Annotated in this window: 18 protein-coding genes; 6 read left to right on the top strand and 12 right to left on the bottom strand. The window is 64.3% G+C overall.

Annotated elements, in window-relative coordinates; all coding sequences use genetic code 11:
• Window positions 1-39 precede the first annotated feature (39 nt).
• The 6 genes from RHIBR816_RS38295 to RHIBR816_RS0107520 all read left to right on the top strand — a co-directional run bounded on the left by RHIBR816_RS38295 (window position 40) and on the right by RHIBR816_RS0107520 (window position 10,459).
• Window positions 40-993: an ImuA family protein gene (locus RHIBR816_RS38295; RefSeq protein ID WP_026186737.1), complete on the top strand. Its 954-nt coding sequence runs from the start codon at window positions 40-42 to the stop codon at window positions 991-993.
• Window positions 878-2,449, top strand: a complete 1,572-nt coding sequence (locus tag RHIBR816_RS0107545) for a DNA polymerase Y family protein (protein ID WP_256375047.1) — start codon at window positions 878-880, stop codon at window positions 2,447-2,449. Before RHIBR816_RS38295 ends, RHIBR816_RS0107545 begins: the two co-directional genes overlap by 116 nt.
• On the top strand, window positions 2,446-5,793 hold the full coding sequence (locus RHIBR816_RS0107540; RefSeq protein ID WP_018235919.1) for an error-prone DNA polymerase: 3,348 nt from the start codon (window positions 2,446-2,448) through the stop codon (window positions 5,791-5,793). The genes RHIBR816_RS0107545 and RHIBR816_RS0107540 overlap by 4 nt, the downstream gene beginning before the upstream one ends.
• 295 nt (window positions 5,794-6,088) lie before the next feature.
• Window positions 6,089-6,400, top strand: a complete 312-nt coding sequence (locus RHIBR816_RS0107535; RefSeq protein WP_018235918.1) for a (2Fe-2S)-binding protein — start codon at window positions 6,089-6,091, stop codon at window positions 6,398-6,400.
• Window positions 6,366-6,851 (top strand): bacterioferritin, encoded by a 486-nt coding sequence (bfr, locus tag RHIBR816_RS0107530; RefSeq protein ID WP_018235917.1) that lies wholly within the window; start codon window positions 6,366-6,368, stop codon window positions 6,849-6,851. Before RHIBR816_RS0107535 ends, bfr begins: the two co-directional genes overlap by 35 nt.
• A gap of 590 nt (window positions 6,852-7,441) precedes the next feature.
• Window positions 7,442-10,459 carry a calcium-binding protein gene (locus tag RHIBR816_RS0107520; RefSeq protein WP_018235915.1) on the top strand — a complete coding sequence of 1,006 codons (3,018 nt, stop codon included), beginning with the start codon at window positions 7,442-7,444 and terminating at the stop codon, window positions 10,457-10,459.
• A 67-nt stretch (window positions 10,460-10,526) separates the two neighbouring features.
• Here RHIBR816_RS0107520 and RHIBR816_RS0107515 read toward each other — a convergent pair whose 3' ends face one another.
• The 12 genes from RHIBR816_RS0107515 to RHIBR816_RS0107460 form a co-directional block, all read right to left on the bottom strand.
• Entirely contained in the window at window positions 10,527-11,054 is a 528-nt protein-coding gene (locus tag RHIBR816_RS0107515) for an RNA pyrophosphohydrolase (protein ID WP_018235914.1), read from the bottom strand.
• A gap of 53 nt (window positions 11,055-11,107) precedes the next feature.
• The gene (locus RHIBR816_RS0107510; protein ID WP_018235913.1) at window positions 11,108-12,313 is read right to left on the bottom strand and encodes a divergent polysaccharide deacetylase family protein; all 1,206 of its coding nucleotides are present in this window, start codon (window positions 12,311-12,313) and stop codon (window positions 11,108-11,110) included.
• A gap of 155 nt (window positions 12,314-12,468) precedes the next feature.
• Window positions 12,469-13,791 (bottom strand): S41 family peptidase, encoded by a 1,323-nt coding sequence (locus RHIBR816_RS0107505; protein ID WP_026186736.1) that lies wholly within the window; start codon window positions 13,789-13,791, stop codon window positions 12,469-12,471.
• Window positions 13,781-15,178: a murein hydrolase activator EnvC gene (locus tag RHIBR816_RS0107500; RefSeq protein ID WP_084811017.1), complete on the bottom strand. Its 1,398-nt coding sequence runs from the start codon at window positions 15,176-15,178 to the stop codon at window positions 13,781-13,783. The genes RHIBR816_RS0107505 and RHIBR816_RS0107500 overlap by 11 nt, the downstream gene beginning before the upstream one ends.
• 131 nt (window positions 15,179-15,309) lie before the next feature.
• Window positions 15,310-15,792, bottom strand: coding sequence for a 23S rRNA (pseudouridine(1915)-N(3))-methyltransferase RlmH (gene rlmH, locus RHIBR816_RS0107495; RefSeq protein ID WP_018235910.1), 483 nt, complete (start codon window positions 15,790-15,792; stop codon window positions 15,310-15,312).
• Window positions 15,793-15,952: 160 nt separating this feature from the next.
• On the bottom strand, window positions 15,953-16,444 hold the full coding sequence (rsfS, locus tag RHIBR816_RS0107490; RefSeq protein WP_026186735.1) for a ribosome silencing factor: 492 nt from the start codon (window positions 16,442-16,444) through the stop codon (window positions 15,953-15,955).
• Window positions 16,445-16,488: 44 nt separating this feature from the next.
• A complete protein-coding gene (locus tag RHIBR816_RS0107485) occupies window positions 16,489-17,055 on the bottom strand; it encodes a nicotinate-nucleotide adenylyltransferase (RefSeq protein ID WP_245262693.1) in 567 nt (188 codons plus the stop codon).
• A gap of 56 nt (window positions 17,056-17,111) precedes the next feature.
• Window positions 17,112-18,395 carry a glutamate-5-semialdehyde dehydrogenase gene (locus RHIBR816_RS0107480; protein WP_018235907.1) on the bottom strand — a complete coding sequence of 428 codons (1,284 nt, stop codon included), beginning with the start codon at window positions 18,393-18,395 and terminating at the stop codon, window positions 17,112-17,114.
• Entirely contained in the window at window positions 18,388-19,569 is a 1,182-nt protein-coding gene (gene proB / locus RHIBR816_RS0107475; RefSeq protein ID WP_018235906.1) for a glutamate 5-kinase, read from the bottom strand. The genes RHIBR816_RS0107480 and proB overlap by 8 nt, the downstream gene beginning before the upstream one ends.
• A 1-nt stretch (window position 19,570) precedes the next feature.
• Entirely contained in the window at window positions 19,571-20,581 is a 1,011-nt protein-coding gene (gene obgE / locus RHIBR816_RS0107470; RefSeq protein ID WP_018235905.1) for a GTPase ObgE, read from the bottom strand.
• A gap of 176 nt (window positions 20,582-20,757) precedes the next feature.
• Entirely contained in the window at window positions 20,758-21,342 is a 585-nt protein-coding gene (locus tag RHIBR816_RS0107465; RefSeq protein WP_018235904.1) for a GNAT family N-acetyltransferase, read from the bottom strand.
• On the bottom strand, window positions 21,339-21,971 hold the full coding sequence (locus RHIBR816_RS0107460) for a GNAT family N-acetyltransferase (protein ID WP_026186733.1): 633 nt from the start codon (window positions 21,969-21,971) through the stop codon (window positions 21,339-21,341). The genes RHIBR816_RS0107465 and RHIBR816_RS0107460 overlap by 4 nt, the downstream gene beginning before the upstream one ends.
• Between the last annotated feature and the right edge of the window lie 19 nt (window positions 21,972-21,990).

Below are 21,990 nucleotides of genomic sequence, written 5' to 3'. Positions count from 1 at the left end.
TAAGAACATAACATGAACAAATGATGGGAGCTGACCGTCATGGCCGAGAACGCCGTGCAACGGCAAACCATTCTTTCCCTTCGTGACACCATAGCACGGATTGAAAATTGCAGCTTGCCTGGAATTGCGCGGGCCGCCAAGGCGGCCGATGCCGCCGGCTTTCGCCGCGGCAGGGAAGGAACCTCGCATCGCAAGGTCCTGCCGCTCGGGATCGGGCCGCTCGACGATCTCCTCAAGGGCGGGTTGCCGCTCGAAGGGATGATGGAAATCCGCAATGCCGAAACCCGCGATGCGGGCGCGGCCGCCGGTTTCGCGGCGGCGCTTGCGGTGCTCTATCAGCAGGAGAGGAGGGAGAAAGGCCATCTCGCCCCGGTGCTGTGGATCAGCCAGGCGCTCGCTTCCCGCGAGGCGGGTCAGCTCTATGCGCCCGGCGTCAAGTCCTACGGGCTCGATCCTGGGCGCTTCCTCTTCGTCTCGGTGCGCACGGTCAAGGATGCGCTCTGGATCGCCGAGACGGCGCTTTCGGTGCCGGTCTTTGCCGCGGTCGTTCTGGAAATCCGCGGCAATCCCGCCTGTTTCGCCTTGAGCGAGAGCCGGCGCCTTCATGTCCGGGCCCGGGCCGGCCATGTGCCTCTGCTTCTCTTCCGCCAGGCGGGCGAGGAGGAGGCGAGCAGCGCCTTCTTCCGCTTCCAGATCAAGCCGGCGCCGGCCGGCGAACGTCCTCTCCCCGATGGCTCGGTGCTTTGCGGCAGCATCGCCCATCCCGTCTTTCACCTCCTTGTCGAAAAAAGCAGGGCTTATGCCGCTGCCGACATCTTTCTGGAATGGAACGCCCATGACCGCCGCTTCTACCCCCTCGACGCGCGCCGGAGCACCGCTGTTCAGGCCAACGGACAGCCAGAGAATCCTGTCGATCCACTTTCCGCATCTGCCGGCCGATCGCGTCGCACGCAGCCGCTGGGGCGCCTCCTGGCTTTCGCGCGGGCGTCCTGATCATCCGCCGGTCGTTTTTGCTGCCAAGATCGACAATGCCATGCGCCTCGTCGCGCTCGACACGCTTGCCGAGCGGATCGGCCTGAAGCGCGGCCAGGGGGCGGCGGAGGCCCGCGCCATGTGCCCGGCGCTCGACGTGATCGCCGCCGATCCGGCGGCAGACCAGGCCTTTCTGGAGGGGCTTGCCGACTGGTGCGACCGCTATACGCCGCTCGTCGCGCTCGACGGAAAGGACGGCCTGTTCCTCGACATCACCGGCTGCGCCCACCTGCATGGCGGCGAGAAGGGGCTTGTCAGCGACCTCCTGTCCCGGCTTTTCTCGCTCGGCGTCGAGGCGCGGGCGACCGTCTCCTCCGCAGCCGGCCTTTCCTGGGCCGCCGCCCGCTACGGCGATGTGGCCGTCATCGAGGCGGAAGAGGCCGGCCGGGTTCTGGCACCCTTGCCGGTCGCGGGCCTCCGCCTGCCGGAGGAAACCGCCGCGGCCCTCGAGCGGGTCGGGCTGAAACAGGTCGGCGACCTTCTCGAAGCGCCCCGCGCGCCGCTTGCCCGCCGCTTCGGTTCCCTCCTTCTCCTCAGGCTCGACCAGGCGAGAGGCGAGGCGGACGAACCTTTGTCGCCACGCCTGCCGGTGCCGAGCTTTTCCGCCGAGCGGCGGCTCGCCGAGCCGCTGATGGACGAGGAATACATTCTCGAACTCACCCGCCACCTTGCCAAGGATGTCCGCGCCTCGCTGGAGCGTCATGGCGAAGGCGGGCGCCTGTTCGAGCTCCTGCTGTTTCGCGTCGACGGGCGGGTGTTCCGCGTGCGGGCGCATGCGGCCATGCCGTTGAACGATGCCGAGCGCATCGCGGCGCTCTTTCGCGAACGGCTGCAGGCAGTTCATGACGATCTCGATGCCGGCTACGGCTTCGAGATCCTCAGGCTGGCCGTTTTGCGCAGCGAAAGGCTTGATCCGGCGCAGCAGGATTTTTCCGGCGTGCCCGAGGAAAGCCAGCCGCTTGCCGCCTTCATCGACAAGGTTGCCGCCCGTTTCGGCCCCGATTGCCTGATGCAGGCGAGCCTTGCCGAAAGCCACCTGCCGGAGCGGGCGGGCGGATTTGCCCCCGTCAGGAATGTGGCGGCGGTGATGGCGCCGCCTGGCTCTGACGACAGGGTCTTTCCAGAAAACCGCCCGCTTCGGATTTTCGCCCATCCCGAACTGGTGGAGGCGACGGCCGAGGTGCCGGACGGCGCCCCGCGCAGCTTCAACTGGCGCAAGATCCAATATCGCGTCGCCCGCGCCGAAGGGCCCGAGCGGATCGCCGCCGAATGGTGGATCGACGGCGAGGACCATCCGACGCGCGACTATTTCCGGGTCGAGGATCAGGAGGGCCGTCGCTTCTGGCTGTTCCGCGAAGGGCTTTACGGAAGGGAAGTCGCGGCAGTCCGCTGGTTCATGCACGGAGTTTTCGCATGAGCGCGGCGCCGGTCTTCTACGAGCTTGGGGCGCGCACGAATTTCTCCTTCCTCGAGGGGGCGGCGCCGGCCGAGGAGATGATCGTCTTCGCCAGGAAGGTCGGGCTTTCGGGCCTCGGCGTGGCCGACCGCAACAGCGTCGCCGGTGTCGTCCGGGCTCATGCCAAGGCGAAAGTGGAGAATTACCCTTTCCAGCCCGGCGCCCGCCTGGTCCTTGCCGACGGCACGCCGGACATTCTCGCCTATCCCCGGAACAGGCGGGGCTGGGGGCATCTTTGCCGCCTGCTCAGTGCCGGCAACCTGCGTTCGAAGAAGGGCGAGTGCACGCTTCATCTCGCCGATCTCCTCGAATGGCAGGAGGAACTGCTGCTGATCATCATGCCGGGCGAAGGCCGGCCGCAGCCGGAAATGCTGAGCGCGCTTCTTGAGACACTGCGGGAGCATGCCGGCAACCGGCTCTATCTCGGCTTGGTGCCGCGCCATGACGGTTTCGACCGGCATGACTTCGCCGTTCTCGCCGCAGTCGCCCGGAGCCTGGATGTCCGGCTTCTGGCCACCAATGATGCGCTCTATCACGATCCGCACTACCGGCCGCTTGCCGATGTCGTCACCGCCATTCGCGAGCATGTGACGATCGCCAGCGCCGGCTTCCTTCTCCATAAGAATGCCGAAAGGCACCTGAAGAGCCCGAAGGAGATGGCACGGCTTTTCCGCGACTATCCCGAAGCGATCGCCAATGCAGGAAAGTTCTTCAAGCGGCTTTCCTTCAGCCTCGACGAGCTCAGCCACCAATATCCGGACGAGAACGCCGAGGGCGAGACGCCGGCCGAGAGCCTGCGAAGGCTCGTCGCCGAAGGCGCGCGCGTGCGGTACCCTTCCGGCGTGCCGGAAAAGGTAAAGCGGCAGATCGAATACGAGCTCGAACTCATCCACGACAAGAAATACGAACCCTATTTCCTGACCGTCCACAAGCTGGTGAAATTTGCCCGCAGCGTCGACATTCTTTGCCAGGGGCGGGGGTCTGCCGCCAATTCCTCGGTCTGTTTCTGCCTCGGCATCACCGATGTGGACCCGCAGAAGTTCACGCTGCTGTTCGACCGCTTCCTGTCGCGCGACCGCGACGAGCCACCCGATATCGATGTCGATTTCGAGCATGAGCGGCGCGAAGAGGTCATCCAATATATCTACAGGACCTACGGCAAGGAGCATGCCGGTCTCACTGCCGCGGTGATCAGCTACCGCTCGCGTTCGGCCGGCCGCGAAGTCGCCAAGGCCTTCGGCCTGTCGGAGGATGTGCAATCGGCGCTCGTCAGTTCGGTCTGGGGCTGGGGGACCTCGCCCTTCACCGAAGAACAGGCGAAGGGGGCGGGCCTCGACATGGCGGATCCGCTGACGAGGCGCGTCCTTGCCTATGCCAGCCTGCTCATGAACTTTCCGCGGCATCTCTCCCAGCATGTGGGCGGCTTCGTCATCACCCGCGACAGGCTCGACGAGGTCGTGCCGATCATGAATACGGCCATGCCCGACCGCTACATGATCGAGTGGGACAAGGACGACCTCGACCAGTTGAAGATCCTCAAGGTCGATGTGCTGGCGCTCGGCATGCTGACTTGCCTCGCCAGGGCCTTCAAGTTTCTGGAAGCCCATTACGGCGAACAAAAAACGCTCGCCGAAATCTATCAGGATCATCAGGAGGCCGTTTACGACATGATCTGCCGCGCCGATACGGTCGGGGTGTTCCAGATCGAAAGCCGGGCACAGATGAGCATGCTGCCGCGGCTTAGGCCACGCGAAATGTACGATCTGGTGATCGAGGTGGCGATCGTCCGTCCGGGACCCATCCAGGGCAACATGGTGCATCCCTATCTGAAGCGGCGCGAGGCGCAGCGCAGGGGCGAAGCGGTCGATTATCCCAGCGAGGAATTGAAGGCGGTTTTGGAAAGAACGCTGGGTGTGCCGCTTTTCCAGGAGCAGGCAATGCAGATCGCCATCACCGCCGCCGGCTTCTCGCCGAGCGAGGCCGATCGCCTGCGGCGTGCCATGGCGACCTTCAAGCGGACCGGCACGATCCATACTTTCGAGCGGAAGATGATCGATGGCATGGTCAGGAACGGCTATGACAGGGAATTCGCCGAGCGCTGCTTCAACCAGATCAAGGGTTTCGGCGAGTATGGCTTTCCCGAAAGCCATGCCGCCTCTTTCGCCTCGCTCGTCTATGCCTCGTCCTGGTTCAAGGCCTACTATCCGGACATCTTCTGCGCCGCCCTTCTGAATTCGCAGCCGATGGGCTTCTATGCACCGGCCCAGCTCGTGCGCGATGCCCGCGAGCACGGGGTCAGGATGCTGCCGGTCGACGTCAATCATTCGGACTGGGATGCTCTGCTCGAAGGCGAGGCGATGTTTCGCAAGACTGCGATCGACCCGCGCCATGCGGATATGCGGGATGTGATCAAGTCGCAGAAGGCCGTCCGGCTCGGTTTCCGGCTGGTCAAGGGATTGCGGCAAGCGGATATGGAGGCGCTCGTCGCGCGCCGCGGCGAGGGATATCGCTCCGTCCACGATCTCTGGGCCCGCTCCGGGCTGACCCGGGCCGTGCTGGAGCGCCTTGCGGATGCGGACGCCTTCCGCTCCGTCGGGCTCGATCGGCGGAGAGCACTCTGGGCGGTGAAGGCACTCAACGAACAGTCGGCGGTCGAACGCCTGCCGCTTTTCGATGGGACCGGTTCCACGGACCTGCAGGTCGAGCCGGCGGTTGCCCTGCCGGACATGCCCGCCGGCGAGCATGTCATCCATGACTATCGTTACCTGACGCTTTCCCTGAAGGCCCATCCGGTTTCCTTCATGCGCGAGGATTTCGCGCGGCTGGGTATTCTTTCCAGCCGGGATCTGGCGAGGACCGCGGCCGGAAGACGGGTGACGGTGGCGGGCCTTGTGCTCGTTCGCCAGCGGCCGGGCTCCGCCAACGGCGTCATCTTCATGACGATCGAGGACGAAACCGGTGTCGCCAACATCATCGTCTGGGAGAAGACCTTCCAGAAATATCGGCGGCAGGTCATGGGATCGCGGCTCGTGAAGATACGCGGCCGCCTACAGAGCGAAAGCGGGGTCATCCATGTGGTCGCCGAATATATGGAGGATATGACGCCGATGCTCGGCCTGTTGCGCAACGAGGCCCGGCGCTTCGCAGCCAATGACCGGGCGGACGAGGCGCTCAGGCCGACGGCGGATGCCCGCGACAAGAAAGCGCTCCGGCAATTGCGCCTGGCCCCGCCGGCACAGGGGGACGCCACGGAGGCGGGGAGCGCGGTGGCCGAGGTCATGCCGAAGGGGCGCAATTTCCATTGAGCCCTTCGTCAGGCTTGCTACCGGTGATCGTCGCATTGTCGCTTTTCCCAAGCCTTCGCCTCAGGACATGCCTGTGTAAAAATGTCGCAGGCCGTCCTGCCCGTTCTGCAAGCGCAGGGAGAAAAATCGACACCTTAGAGTCACCTAATCTAATGAAAATACGAACTTTTTTATCAAGATTAGAACCGCTCTAATATGTTCCTCAACTTTATGGAGAGGAGTTTTTTGTTGACGGCAAATGTCCTCTTTTGCTTTATCGCAATTTCAGGATGTTGCGTGTGACAGGCAAGACGAAATGTTGGTTTGCAGCTGCAATTTCATCAGCGAGAAAGAGATCGAGGACACGATCATCGGCCTCCTCGACGAGGACTGCTGGCAGCTGATCGTGCCGGCGAAAGTCTATCACGCGATGGAAAAGCGCGGCCGTTGCTGCGGCTGTTTCCCCAACGTCGTCGACATCATCATCCGCACCACCGAGCAATATCACGCCCGTCGCGACTCGACGGAGGCCGAGATATTTGATTTCATGACCCGCCTAAAACAATTCCACGAAGAAAGTCGGAGGGCGGATCTTGAAAGGCGACGCAAAGGTCATAGAGCAGCTTAACGAAGCGCTCTTTCTCGAACTCGGTGCCGTAAACCAGTACTGGGTGCATTACCGCTTTCTCGAAGACTGGGGTTACACGCTTCTCGCAAAGAAGGAGCGTGAGGAATCCATCGAGGAAATGCACCACGCCGATAAACTCATCGCACGCATCATCTTCCTCGAAGGCCATCCCAACCTGCAGACGGTCGCACCGCTGCGCATCGGCCAGAATGTCAAGGAAGTGCTGAAGGCCGACCTCGCCGGCGAATACGACGCCCGCACGGCCTACAAGAATTCCCGCGACGTCTGTCACGCGGCCGGCGATTATGTCTCGATGAAACTCTTCGAGGAACTGCTCGCCGACGAGGAGGGCCACATCGACTTCCTCGAGTCGCAGATCCAGCTGCTCGAAACGATCGGCGAGGAAAAATACGGGCAGCTCAACGCCGCCCCGGCCAACGAAGCCGAATAATATCGAAGTCGTTCAGATGAAGCGCCGCGCGTGGCACGCGCGGCGCTTTTTGTTTTGAGCTTATTGCAGAATAGCCAGCCCCGCAGGGATGCAGACGTTCATCCGCAAGACCCCAATCGGCGTCATAATGTTCGATGCGAGAATCATAGCATCGCACCACGCCCGGATCGCCAGCGGCGATGTTTTCGCCCAACGCATTTGACTGTTCCGGCAGGAACAGGAGAGACCTCGGAACTCGCGCATAGATGGCAGCGGAATGGAAGCTCCGTTCTCGAGGTCATGCGAATGCATGATCCGGTATGGGGTCGAAGCAGGTCACGGAAAATTGCCGGTTCTCGTTCATTTCACGCTCTTTTCCCGGCTCGCTCCTGGTCAGGTCACGGATCGGGGGCGCCTCAATGCGAAAAGCGGCATCAAGATGCGGGGGGCACGTTGGCTACAGCCTGCGGGGCATGAATGGGCAGCGGCCCTTGCGTGTCATCGCTTGGCGCGCCTGGGGCACTTCTCCGAACGATCCGATTTTGACGGGCGAGACATGAGGATCGTGGTTCGAGCCTGCGCGCCCCGAGGCAACCAGTCAGGAGACAGGAATGGGAACTATCACGGGCACCACCGGCAACGATGTGTTGATCGGCAGCGACCTCGAGGCCGACGTCATTGCTGCGTATCAGGGGACCGACATCATCAATGGCGGCATGGGCGGCGACAGGGCCTATGGCTATGAGGATAACGATACCGTCAGCGGTTCCTTTCAGGGGGACGAACTCCACGGCAACGACGGTGACGATACGCTGAACGGCGACAGCGGCAACGATGTACTGACCGGAGACGCCGGTAAGGACAAGGTCAATGGCGGCAGCGGCCGTGACACCATCTCGGCAAGCTCTGTTGACGAGATCGCCGGCGATATCGTCGACGGTGGCTCCGGCACCGATACGGCGAGGCTCGATTATTCGGCATATGGCGCCGGACTCGACATCACAATCAAGGATTGGGCTTCCGTGCAGACCCTGACCGGCGGCATGCAGATAAGCAATGTCGAGTCCTTCTATATCACCGGCACCGGTTTCGACGATGTGATATCCGGGGGCGCCTATGCCGATGTTCTTTCCGGAGGCGTCGGCAATGACGAGCTTTGGGGTGGCCGTGGCGATGATGCGCTGACGGGCCACACGGGTGCTGACATGCTCGCCGGCGGCTATGGTTCCGACCGCCTGTTCGGCGAAACCGGGCATGACATCCTCTTCGGGGACGCTGGAAAGGACTATCTCTACGGGGGTGACGGCGACGACAAGCTCTATGGCGGCGACGGGGATGACGATCTCAACGGCGATTTTGGCAGCGACCTTCTTTCGGGTGGCAATGGCAGGGACATGATCTTCGCCGGTGATGGCGCGGACATTCTCCAGGGAGGGGCGGGCAACGATCTCCTCTTCGGGGGGCTCGGCGACGATACGTCGGAGGGCGGGGCCGGGGACGATATCTTCTTCTACACCTACGGCCAGGGGAAGGACCAGATTACTGATTCGAGCGGTAACGATCGGCTGGAAATCTGGAGCTTCACAGGCGACTTCACGGCGAAAGCGGCAACCGAGGTCAACACGCTCGATGGCGGAACGACGGTTATCGGCATAGAGCACTATTCGATCTTCGCCAGCGGGACCGCCGCGAACCGCATCGTCACCGCCGACGGCAACGACGTTGTCTTTTCCGATGGCGGAGACGATACGGTCGATCTCGGCGCCGGTCGTGATTACGTCAACGCGGGGGCCGGCATGGACAACGTGTCCGGTGGCGACGGCGATGACGAGATGGTTTTCGGCGAAGGCGGACCGGATCTGGCCGACGGCGGTACCGGAACCGATTATGTATCTCTCCACCGCCACTCCGTCACGACGGCCCTGACCTTCGCGGTGAACGGTACTACGGCCACGCTTTCCGACGGCACGAGTCTTGCCAATTTCGAGCGTTACATCGTCAATTTTGGCGCCGGCAACGACGTGGTCGCCTCGGTAGGCTCCGCTGAGAGCGTCTGGTTCTTCGGTCAGGGCGGCAACGACACGCTGATTGGCACCAACGGTGCGGACCGACTGGACGGCGGCGCGGGCAACGACACCCTGACATCCGGCGCCGGCGACGATGTGATCAACGACCTCGACGGGTTCAACACAATCAGTGCCGGGGACGGCGATGACAAGGTTTCGGTCGGCGACGGATCGAGCGGCGCCGGCAATAATGTCGTCGATCTTGGTGCTGGAAACGACAGTTTTTCGCGGAGCGCCTCGAACGGGGTTCTCGACCTCGATGGCGGCACCGGAATCGACTTCGCGACCATCGACTTCAGCATGGCCTGGTCAAATGTCGGATTTGAGCTCTCGGCCGACGTGACTGCTACCGATGCCCCCGTTTTTGTCCGCAACGTCGAGCGCGTCAAGCTCATCGGCGGTCCGGGCAGCAACACCTTCGTCGGCGGCAGCCTCAACGAGTTGAGCGGCGGCGGCAACAACGACACCCTCGATGGCGGCGCTGGCGACGACACGATATCGGGTGATGCCGGCAACGACCGCTTGAGAGGCGGTGCGGGCAATGACATCATTCGCGGCGCAGGCCTCGGCGGCACCGACGGCAAGGACATGATCTATGCCGAGGACGGCAACGACACAGTCTATATGGGGATCGGCGACAAGGCCGACGGCGGCGCCGGAACCGACGTACTGAACCTTGATCTCACTGGGCAGACGCGGGACATCAGTTTTGCGTTTTCCGGCGCCGTCATCGTCGACACGGCGACGTGGTTCAGCGGCTTCGAAGGGCTCGAATATGCGGGTAGCAACGGCCGCGACAGGGTGAGCGGCGGCAATCTCGACGACACGCTCAAAGGCAACATCGGCGACGACGTTCTGCACGGCGGCGCCGGCAACGATACGCTCCGGGACGGCGCCGGAGACGATCTGCTGTTCGGGGATGCCGGCGACGACCTTCTCATCCGCGATGATTCATCGGGCAAGGATGTGTTCGACGGCGGTAGCGGTGTCGACACGCTTTCCTTCATTGAAGGATCGACTTCGGTCGTTCTCGATCTCCAGGACCAGGCGGCGAACAAGGGCCTGGCACTCGGTCTCACGGTGACGAACGTCGAGACCATCAGAGGCAGCGGCGCCGACGACGAGATCCGCGGCGATGCAAACGGCAATATTCTTTATGGCGGGAAGGCCGACGACATCCTTGATGGCCGCGCCGGCAACGACACGCTGGTCGGCGGCAAGGGCGACGATTGGCTGACCGGCGGTGTGGGCAACGACCAGTTCGTCTTCGATAAGGACGGCTTCGACGGCGAGGGGGACGTGATTACCGACTTCGTGCGCGGCCAGGACAAGCTCGTCGTCGAACGTGCCGGCTTCGGCATCGCGGCGGGCGACACGGCGGTGACGCTCGTGACCGGGACGGATCCGGCCGCCACGAGCGGGAAGGCCACATTCCTTTTCGAGACGGACAATGGCCGGCTCTGGTTCGATGCCGATGGATCCGGCACCGACGCCGACCTGCAGCTTGTGGCCATCCTGCAAAAGGTCGGGACGCTCTCGACGAGCGACTTCGTCCTCGCCTGACGAGCTCCGCGCGACGAGCTGCGCCCGTCCCGGTTTGGGGCGGGCGCACGACCGGGGCAGGACCTTCCTACTTCACCAGATGCGCGAAAGCGGTGACGATCTCTTCATAGGCCTTGCGCTTGAACGGCACGATCAGGTTCGGCAGCTCCTGCATCGGTTTCCATTCCCAGGCGTCGAATTCGGGATCGTGGCCGCCGGGCGGCGGGTTGATGGCGATCTCGCTTTCGTCGCCTTCGAAGCGGAAGGCGTACCAGCGCTGCATTTGGCCGCGATATTTTCCCTTGAGGCCGATGCCGATCAAATGCTCCGGCAGGTCGTAGTTGATCCAGTCGGGCGCTTCGGCCAGCAGCGAAACGCTGCGCATGCCGGTCTCCTCGTAGAGTTCCCGATAGGCGGCTTCGAGCGGGTCCTCGCCCTCGTCGATGCCGCCCTGCGGCATCTGCCAGAGCTGCGGCGAGCCGTCATATTCCGAATTGCCGACCGCGAGCCGATGTCCGGCCCAGACAAGCCCCTCTTGATTGAGGACCATGACGCCGACGCACGGCCGATAGGGCAGGTCCTCTGCCTTCAAAACCTTGCCCTTGTCTTTACCCATGTCGCGATTCCCTTGCATGTGCCGACAAACATTCAGCCGATTGCCTGCTTAGATCAGTTTTGTTGCGGATCGTTGACGAGCGCCGAAACGCCGACGAATTCGATGCCGCGCCCGCCGGCCTCTTCCATCCACGTGGCGATCGTCGCCACGCTTTCGTCGAAGGCGGAGGCAACGCCGATCGCCGTGCCGTTGCGCCGCGCGACGCGTTCGAGCTCGTCGAGCTTGCGCAGGATCGCAGCGCGGCTGAGTTCGCTGTCGAGGATGAGATCGGCAAAGCCGTGCGGCACGCCGAAGGCGCCGGAAAGCGTTCCGGAAAGCGATTGCGCCGAGGTGCCGTCGTCGAGGAACAGGAGACCGCGCTTGCCGAGGTCGCGCATGACCGGCTCGAGCGCATCGGGGTCGGAGAGGAACCGGCCGCCGAGATAGTTCATGACACCGGTATAGTTGGTGATCTGTCCCATGCTGCGGTGCAGTTCGGCAAGGTTCTTCGTGGCGTCGCGGGAGACGAGAAGCGCACGCGGCCCGGGGTCGTTGTCCGGGTAGTCGAACGGCTCCATCGGGATCTGCAGGAGGATCTCGTGACCATCGCGCCGCGCATCCTGCATCCAGCGCTGCAGGCTGTTGCCGGCAGCGGCGAAGCCGAGCGTCACCTCCGGCGGCAGGTCGCGGATTGCGCGCTGGGTTCCCGTCTGGCTCAGGCCGAGGCCGCCGACGATGAGGCCGATGCGCGTGCCGCGCGCGCCGGACCAGGGACGGGCATACTGGTCCATCGGCCTCAACCCGTCCGGACCGACGATCGGCAACCGGCCTTGTGCCGTGTCCTCGATCAGGTCCTCGTTCGGAAACGCCGCCATGCGGGGATCCTGGCCGCGCATCGGCCCGGCACTGATCAGCGCCGGTCCGTCGCCGTCGCGCGCCCTCGGCGAGTATTTCGTGACCGTCGCGCCGTCGTCGGTCAGGACTTCCTCGACATGGGCTCCCGAGCGCGCACCGCTGGCGCGGAGCGAACCGGCTCGTTCCTTGGGCTTGGCCGAAGGCGCGGCGTCACCGACGGCTGCCTGGTTCGTTTCAGCGCTTGCCGACGGATCGGGCGCCCGGAGCAGGCGATCGGGTGTCAAAGCGGCCCAGCCGGAGAGCCCCGCGACGGAAAGCGCGAAGATGCCCAGGAATGCATAGCCGAACAGCCGGCGCCGATCGCGCCGGCGCGCCGGCCTCTTCTTCAGGCCTTGGCCAAGGGGGGCATTGAGATCAGTTCCCAAACGGAGCCTCGGTCGACCTGAGGAAAGTTGCCGGTGAGGAATGCGCCCGCTCGTGAAGAATCATCGGCAGTCGGCTACATCGCCGATGCATAATATAAAGGCGCCGGGTTGAACAGCCCGGCGCCTTGTCTGTCTCGCTTGGAAACCCCGCGGGCTCACTTCTTCAGTTCGGCCTGTTCTGGATTGGCCGGGAAGGACGGATCCGTCTTCTTGCCGCGCAGCAGGTCGAGCGCGTAGTTGAGCTGAATGTCGTCCTTGGCCTCCGGCGGCACGTAGGCGACCGAGCCGGAACCCTCGTCGTCCTCGTTCTGGCCCTTGATGTGGCCGCGCAGATCGGACTCGCCCTGGGCCTCGACCTTGCCGAGGAGTTCCGGCGGCAGCGGCTGCTCGACCTTGATGTCCGGGGTGATGCCGGTGCCCTGGATCGACTTGCCGGACGGCGTGTAATAGAGCGCCGTCGTCAGCCGCAGCGCGCCGGCGTCGCCAAGCGGGATGATCGTCTGAACCGAACCCTTGCCGAAGGACCGCGTGCCGAGCACGGTCGCACGCTTCATGTCCTGGAGCGCCCCGGCGACGATCTCCGATGCCGAAGCCGAGCCGCCGTTGACGAGCACGACGACGGGCTTGCCGTCCGCCAGGTCGCCTGGCGTCGCATTGAAGCGGCGCGTCTCGTCGGGGTTGCGTCCGCGGGTCGAAACGACCTCGCCGCGCTCCATGAATGCGTCCGAAACATTGATTGCCTGGTCGAGCAGACCGCCCGGGTTGAGGCGCAGGTCAAGGACATAGCCCTTGAGCTTGTCTGCCGGGACATCCGCCTTGACCTTTTCGATGCCCTTCTTCAGGTCGTCGAAGGTCTTCTCGGTGAAGGAGATCACCCGCAGATAGCCGACATCGCCTTCGACGCGGTATTTGACCGCGCGCACGGCGATGACGTCACGAACGATCGTCAGCTCGATCGGCTTGTCGGCGCCCTTGCGCAGGATCGTGAGCTTAATCGGCGTGCCAACCGCGCCGCGCATCTTCTCGACGGCTTCCTCGAGCTTCAGGCCGCGAACGTCCTGCCCGTCGATCTTCGAGATCAGGTCGCCGGCAAGCACGCCGGCGCGGGCGGCAGGGGTCTCGTCGATCGGGCTCGTCACCTTGACGAGATCCTCTTCCATCGTCACCTCGATGCCGAGGCCGCCGAACTCGCCGCGCGTCTGGGTGCGCATATCCTCGGCATCGGCCGAGTTCATGTAGCTCGAATGGGGGTCGAGGGAGGAGAGCATGCCATTGATAGCATTCTCGATGAGCTTGTCGTCCTGCGGCGGCGTCACGTACTGCGCGCGCACGCGCTCAAACACATCGCCGAAAATCGCCAGCTCGCGATATGTGGACGAATTGGCCGCCACGGCCGGGATCGTTGCCGAATAGACGACGCCCATTGCCGTCGCCCCCATCAGCGCCCCGACCAGAACAAGTGAAGCTCTACGTATCATTTCGCGCCTTTCCAACTTCTGCTGCGGTCCACCACGGTCGGGAATCAACCGGCTTTCCGTCTTTTCGGAATTCAATGTAAATCGTTGGCCTGTCCGTTTCCAGCGTCAAGGCCGCCGCACTTGCCACTCTTTTTGCGCCCATCGTCGCGACCGGCTCGCCTGCCACGACGAATTGCCCCGGGCGGACGCTCACGCCCTCCATTCCGGCCAGCACGATATGGTAGCCGTCGCCGGGGTTGAGGATGATCATCTGCCCGTAGCTGCGGAAGCTGCCGGCATAGACGACCCAGCCGTCCGCCGGCGTGGTCACCAGCGCGCCTGCATTGGTTTCCAGCATGATCCCCTGCAGCGAGTGCCCGGTGCCGTCCGCGTCGCCGTATTGCCGCAGGATTGAGCCTGCGACCGGAAAGCTGAGCCTCTGTTGCAATTCGGAAAACACGTATGCGGGGGCAATGCGGTTTTTGTCGGGCACCGCGCTCTTGGCCAACTCCCGCGCCGCTTCGCGCTCGGCTTCGTTCATCCGCAGCCGTTCCTCCTCCTGGGCGCGGGCGGCGGCAGCCGCATCGCGCACCGAGGAGATGTCCTTTTCGAGCGAGGCGATCAGCCCTTCAAGATTGGTCGCCTGCAAGGCGAGTTCCTCCGCCTTGCGCTGTTCGGAGGAGAGTTCGGTCGCGTTCCGCTGCCGCAGCTTTTCCTTCTCGGCGGCGAGCATCGACATGCGCCGTTCTTCCTCGAGATTGGCCGTCATCGCCGCCGACAGATCATCCCTCTGTGTGGCGATTCCGGCGCGGATGTCGGAGAGCGCCTTGAGGTCGGCGACGAGGCTGTCGGTCTGCTCGCGGATTTCCGGAACGACGGCGCCGAGCAGGATGGCGCTGCGAACGGAGCCAAGCGCATCTTCCGGCGTCACCAGGATCGCCGGCGGCGGGTTCCGGCCCATGCGCTGCAGGGCGGCGAGCACTTCGGCAAGCACGCCGCGCCGGCCCCGGAGCGAACGCTTGACCACGTCCTCCTTGACGCGCAGCTCGCCGAGCTTCTTCTCTCCCTCGGCAATCTGCCGCTCTAGTTGCTGGCGCTTGGCTGCCGAGTCGACGATCGCCGAACGCAGCGCCGCATTGCTCTTGTCGATTTCGGCAATCGTCTGCTCGAGGGCCTTGGCGCGGTCGCGCGAAAGGCTGATCGTCTTCGAGAGCGCGTCGAGTTCGCTGCGCGTGCTGTCGCGCCGAAGGGTCAGGTCGGCGGCGGGATCCGGCGGCCCCTGTTTCGCGGCGGCCGGGCCCGGCGCGGCGTTCACGCCGGCATCCTGCGCCAGCGTCGGGCCGCACATCGACAGAAGAACGGCGGCGATCGCCGCGTGCAGGCCGATCTGCCCGACGGCAAATTTCATCCCGGCCACCTCGGCTCTGTTCCTGGCGCGCGTCATCCTGTCTCGTGGGCTAGAAAATAAATCAGGAAACCCTAGTCCGATTTGCCGGAGGCCACCAATACATATTCTTGTTATCGCATACGAGCGAAGATTCACGCCCGGTGGTAGGGGTGTCCGGCAAGAATGGTCACGGCGCGATAGAGCTGTTCGGCAATCAGGATGCGCGCCAGCTGATGTGGCCAAGTCATCTTGCCGAGGCACAGGACCGCATCGGCCCGGGCGTGGAGTGCCGGGTCGAGCCCGTCGGCACCGCCGATGGCGATCATCAGGTCGCGCTTGCCGCCGTCCCGGAAGGCGCCCAGCAGCGTGGCGAAACTTTCCGAATCGAGGGCCTTGCCGCGTTCGTCGAGCAAGATCAGCAGGCTGCCGTCGGCAAGCGCCTTTTCGAGCTGGGCCGCTTCCTCGCGCTTGCGCGTTTCCGCATTCGATGCCCGGCTTTCGTTGATCTCGACGACGCGCGCGAGTTCGAGGCCCACGGCCGGCCCCGCCTTGGCGAAGCGGTCGAGATAGCGGGCCGCGAGGTCCTTTTCCGGCCCCGCCTTCAGGCGGCCGACTGCGAAAAGTCCGATACGCATTGCCCCGTTCCGTCCCCACCGGCACCCGATCGAAGGGGATTTCGATCGGCAAAAACCCTTCTGCTGCCATCCTCCCAAGTGGGCGATGACAGCCACATCTCAAATCGGCACCGGTCGTCGCTCCGTCCTGAGGCGATTGGTCAGGGACGGGCGGCGCGTCTCAGTGCAGGGTGCTGTCCTCGATCTCCGGGGCGGCCCACATCTTTTCGATGTTGTAGAACTCCCGGATCTCCGGCCGGAAGATGTGAACGATCACATCGCCGGTGTCGATCAGCACCCAGTCGCCACCCTCGAGGCCCTCGACGCGGGGATTGCCAAGGCCCTCGTCCTTCAGGTCTGTCACCAGGTGGTCGGCAATGGCCATCACATGCCTGTTCGAGCGCCCGGAGACGACGACCATGAAGTCTCCCAACGCCGACTTTCCGGCAATGTTGATGGTGATGATGTCTTCTGCCTTTGAGTCCTCTAGGCTTTCGAGGACCAGCGTGAGCGCACGGACAGCGGCTTCGTCGCTCAGTTCCGTGCTGCGCGGGACTGCGGAGACCGCATATCCCTTGGCGTGTGCTGTTGTCAGGGTCTTTCCTTTCCGAATGAACAGAACAAGCACTTCCGGTTCGTGATTCTCGTTGAACCGTGCTTCAAATGTAGGCACCAAACCGGTGCGGTTTCAAGACGCGAGAAATAAATGACGGGAATTCACCCGGAATTGGCGGAACGAAGCGCCGTCGAGCTCAGCGACGAGCGGGGGCCGTGGATGAAGGTCCAGGCCGGCGCCCTTCGAAAGGCAAGCCTCGGCGCGTCGTCCTCGTCGATTCGCGCATGGCTGAAAGTCATCGCCATGCGTGACGATAGAAAGGCGAGCGTCGAACCCGGCCTGTCGATCACCGCGACCGGAAAGGTGCGGACGATCCGGCGCCAGTTCTGCCAGCGGTGGAAATTGCGGAGATTGTCCGCCCCCATCACCCAGACGAAGCGCACGCCGCGATTGCGCGCCCGGACGAATTCCAAGGTGCGCGCCGTATAACTCTGGCCGAGCGCCTGCTCGAAGGCGGTGACCTTGATGCGCGGGTTGCGGGCGATCTTCTCGCTCGTCGCGATGCGCTCGGCAAGCGGCGCGAGATTGTTGCGGTCCTTCAGCGGATTGCCGGGAGTCACCATCCACCAGAGCTGGTCGAGCCCGAGCTTGCGCAACGCCGTCTCGGCAACGAGCACGTGGCCGTCATGCGGCGGGTTGAAGGACCCGCCGAACAGGCCGACGGCCATGCCGCTCTCGGCATGCGGCATGCGCAGATATTCCGGCTTCACATCCGCGGGTGTCGTCAGGGCCGCACCTGTCCCGTGCCGCGCACACGATATTTGAACGAGGTGAGCTGCTCGACGCCGACCGGACCGCGGGCATGCATCTTGCCGGTGGCAATGCCGATCTCGCCGCCCATGCCGAATTCGCCGCCATCGGCAAATTGCGTCGAGGCGTTGTGCAGCAGGATCGCCGAATCGATCTCGGTGAAGAAGCGCTCGACGACGGCCGGATTCTCGGCAATCACCGCCTCGGTATGGGCCGAAGACCAGCTGTTGATGTGCTCGATGGCGCCGGAAATGCCGTCGACGAGCCTCGCCGAGATGATCGCGTCCAGGTATTCGGTCGCCCAGTCGACGTCGCTTGCAGCCTTCAGTCCGGGAAGCAGGCCTTGCAGCTCTTCGGAGACACGCACTTCGCAGCCGGCATCGAGCAACCCCTTGAGCAGCGGTTTTGCCAGCCGGTCGGCGGCATTGCGGTCGATCAGCAGCGTCTCGGCGGCGCCGCAGATGCCGGTTCGCCGCATCTTGGCGTTGACGACAATCTTTCTCGCCATGTCCAGATCGGCGGAGGCATCGACATAGATATGGCAGAGGCCTTCGAGATGGGCGAAAACCGGCACGCGCGCCTCGTTCTGAACGCGGGCGACGAGGCTCTTGCCGCCGCGCGGCACGATCACGTCGATTGCCCCGTTCAGCCCCGAAAGCATGGCACCGACGGCGGCGCGGTCGGCGACCGGCACCATCTGGATCGCGTCCTCCGGCAGGCCGGCAGCCTTCAGCCCTTCGACGAGGCAGGCATGGATCGCCCGCGACGAATGGAAGCTGTCGGAGCCGCCGCGCAGGATCACCGCATTGCCGGCCTTGAGGCAGAGCGCGCCGGCATCCGCCGTAACGTTCGGGCGGCTTTCATAAATCACCCCGATGACGCCGAGCGGCGTGCGAACGCGCTCGATGTGCAGCCCGTTCGGCCGGTCCCATTCGGCGATCACCTCGCCGACCGGATCTTTGAAATCGGCGATCGCGCGGATGCCCTCCGCCATGTCGCGGATGCGAACTTCCGTCAGCGTCAGCCGGTCGATGAAGGACTTGGCGACGCCGCTCTCTTCGGCGTTCTTGAGATCGATCGCATTGGCGGCGAGAATGGCGCTGCTCTTGGCGATGACTGCATCCGCCATGGCGACGAGAGCGGCGTGCTTGCGCTCGGCGCCGGCAATGGCGAGCGGGCGGGCAGCCGCCTTGGCGCGGCGGCCGATCTCCAGCATGATTGCGTTGACGTCTGAGCCGTTCTCGACCGTGTCAAGCATGGAGCTTGCCTTTCTTCTCGTCCTTGTCCGCCCCGGATCGCGGTTCCGAGGGAGCCGTCATCACCATATCGTCGCGATGCACCATGGCCGTGCGCCCCGCATAGCCGAGGATCACGGCGATCTCGGCGGATTTCTTGCCGGCGATCTGACGCGCCTCGTCGGCGTCGTAGCCGGCAAGGCCGCGGGCGATCTCGCGGCCGGAATTGTTGAGGATCGCGATCGTGTCGCCGCGGCTGAACGTTCCAGTCACCTGCCGGACACCGGCCGGAAGCAGGCTCTTGCCGGAGCGCAGCGCGGTCTCCGCCCCGGCGTCGACCGTCAAGGATCCGGCCGGCAGGAGCTGCCCGGCGATCCAGGTCTTGCGGGCCGTCACCGGCGAGCGGGAAGGCGCGAACCAGGAGGAGCGGGCACCGGCCTCGATCGCGTTCAGCGGATGCTCCGGCTTGCCCGAGGCGATGATCATCGCGCAGCCGGCAGTGGTGGCGATCTTGCCGGCATCGATCTTGGTGCGCATGCCGCCGCGCGAAAGCTCGGACGCCGCACCGCCGGCCATCGCCTCGATCTCCGGGGTAATTTCCGCAACCGTCTCGAGGAAGCGGGCCTCCGGATCGAGATGCGGCGGCGCCGTATAGAGCCCGTCGATGTCGGATAGCAGCACGAGCAGATCGGCGCCGACCATCGTCGCCACGCGGGCGGCGAGCCGGTCGTTGTCGCCATAGCGGATCTCGGTGGTGGCGACCGTGTCGTTCTCGTTGATGATCGGCACGGAGCCGAGCTTCAGCAACTGGTTGATCGTGGCGCGCGCATTCAGATAGCGGCGCCGCTCTTCGGTGTCGCCGAGCGTCAGCAGGATCTGGCCAGCGATGATCTGATCGGTCGAAAGGCTTTCCGACCAGGCACGCGCCAGCGCGATCTGGCCGACCGCGGCGGCCGCCTGGCTTTCCTCGAGCTTCAAGGCGCCGCCCGGCAGGTTCAAGACGGTGCGGCCGAGCGCGATCGCCCCGGAGGAGACTACCAGCACCTCGACGCCCTTGGCCCTCAGCGCCGCGATATCGGCGCACATGGCGTCGAGCCAGCCCTTCTTCAGCCCTGTCTTGCGGTCGACGAGGAGCGCCGAGCCGATCTTGATGACGATCCGGCGGTACTTTTCGAGCGGTTTGCGCGTCGCGGCCATGTCAGGCTTGCTCCTCGCCGGCCTTGGCGGCGGCAATGACGTCGCGCAGTGCCCGCAGCGCCTCGGTCATGCCCCTGTTGGTAACGGCCGAGATGAGCAGCGGCTGTGCGCCGCAGGCCTTGGCGAGCGCCTTCGCCTTCGCCTTCAACTCCGCCTCGCCGAGCACGTCGATCTGCGACAGGGCGACGATCTGCGACTTGTCTTCGAGCCCGCCGCCATAGGCCTCGAGCTCATGCTTGACGGTCTTGTAGGCCTTGGCAACATCTTCCTCCTGCGCCGAGACCAGGTGCAGAAGCACGCGGGTGCGCTCGACATGGCCGAGGAACCGGTCGCCGATGCCCACACCTTCATGGGCGCCTTCGATCAGTCCGGGAATGTCGGCGATGATGAATTCCTGGCCGTCGATGGTGGCGACGCCGAGATTGGGGTGGAGCGTCGTGAAGGGGTAGTTGGCGATCTTCGGCCGCGCGCGGGTGCAGGCGGCGAGGAAGGTCGACTTGCCGGCATTCGGCAGGCCGACCAGACCGGCATCGGCGATCAACTTGAGCCGCAGCCAGATGGTCTTTTCCTCGCCCTCGAGGCCGGGATTGGCCCAGTTCGGCGCCTGGTTGGTCGAGGACTTGAAATGGGCGTTGCCGAATCCGCCGTTGCCGCCGGCGGCAAGCCGATAGCGCTGGCCTTCCTCGACCATGTCGACGATCAGCGTCTCGTTGTCCTCCTCGAAGATCTGCGTGCCGACCGGCACCTTCAGCGTCACGTCGGCGCCCTTTGCCCCGGTGCGGTTGCGGCCCATGCCGTGGACGCCGGTCTTGCCCTTGAAGTGCTGCTGGTAGCGGAAGTCGATCAGCGTGTTGAGGCCGTTCACCGCTTCCACCCAGACATCGCCGCCGCGACCGCCGTCGCCGCCGTCCGGCCCACCGAACTCGATGAATTTCTCGCGGTGGAAGGAGACGGCGCCCGCGCCGCCATCCCCGGACCGGATATAGACTTTCGCTTCATCGAGGAATTTCATCGGCTCGCCATTTCTTGCGTGTTCGGCTTCATTCTGGGTAGGGAAGGATGCAGCCGGAAAACGCGCACCCTTGCTCTCTTGCAGTCGCCGCCATCGATATAGGCGGTTCCGGCAGAGGTCAAAGACTATCATGCAAAAGAACCCGCCAGGGTAGACGCCCTGGCGGGTTCGGTTCGTCAAGCCGGCCGGCGCAGGTCCTCGGCCGTCAGGCGCGTTTCGATATGCGCCACCATGGAATTGCGGGCGAGCGCATAGATCTGGCTGCAGCCGGTGATGCGGAAGCCGACCTTCTCCTGCACCTTGAGCGAGGCCGGATTGTCGGCGAAGACCCCCGAATGCAGCACCGCATCCGGCATGCGGCGGAAGAAGCGTTCGACCGCGGCATGGACCGCCTCGCTCGCCAGGCCCTTGCCCCAATAGAAGCGGTTCAGCCAGTAGCCGACATGCCACTCGCCCTTGAGGAGTTCGATGCCGACGCAGCCGATTTGGACGTCGTCGCCGGTGGTGAGGGCGAACGTCCAGTCGGGCAAGACGCTCGCCGTCTGGCGGTTCAGCCAGTCGAAAGCGTCCTCAAGGTCATAGGGGGCGGGCACCCGCGCCAGCATGCGGGACACCTGGAAATCGCCGAGCGACTCGGCGATCGCCGCGGCATCCGACAGCCGGTGCGGCCGGAGCCTCAGCCGGGCCGTTTCGATGACCGGGCAGGGGCCGGGATCGGGGCGGGCGACGACCCGCGCCCGTTCGGTGACGAGCGCGTTCATCGCATGCCTCCCCAGCTTCTGAGCGATACCCAGGTCTTGCGGTCGAGCCGGTACCACTCGACGGCGATGGTGCCGCCGAGCGCCAGGCTGTCGACCATGCCGGAGCCCTGGAACTGGTAGCCGCACTTCTGGATGACCCGGCGCGAGGCCATGTTCATGACCCGGCAGCGCGCATCGATCTGGTCGATGTCGCGGGTGCGGAAGGCCATGTCGGTTAGCGCCTGCGTCGCCTCCGTCGCATAGCCCTTGTTCCAATAGGGCTCGCCCAGCCAGTAGCCGAGCTCGACCGTCTTGCCGTCGGCATGCGGCTCGATCCCGCAGCAGCCGAGGAATGCGCCATTGTCCGCTTTGGTGATCGCGTAGACGCACTTGCCAATCGTGCCGGCTTTGGCGCGTCGCACGAAATCAGCCGCATCCGCCGTGGTGTACGGGTGCGGCATGCGCGAGACCATGGTGGCGATATTGGCGTTGTTGGCAAGATGGGCAAGGGCGTCGATATCGTCTTCGTGGGGCGCGCGCAAAACGAGCCGGGGCGATAACAATATCGGGCAATCGGTCCTTGACCGTTGAGGCCTCAGCCTTTGTTCGGGAGACCGGGATTGGTCTTCCCTCAGGAGCTCGGTTTGCATGGTTCTTCCTCCAGAACGT

It is taken from the genome of Ensifer sp. BR816, assembly GCF_000378985.1.
Classification (GTDB): domain Bacteria; phylum Pseudomonadota; class Alphaproteobacteria; order Rhizobiales; family Rhizobiaceae; genus Sinorhizobium.
The sequence above is the reverse complement of the archived record's forward strand: the minus strand, read 5'-3'. Positions and strand labels throughout refer to the sequence as shown.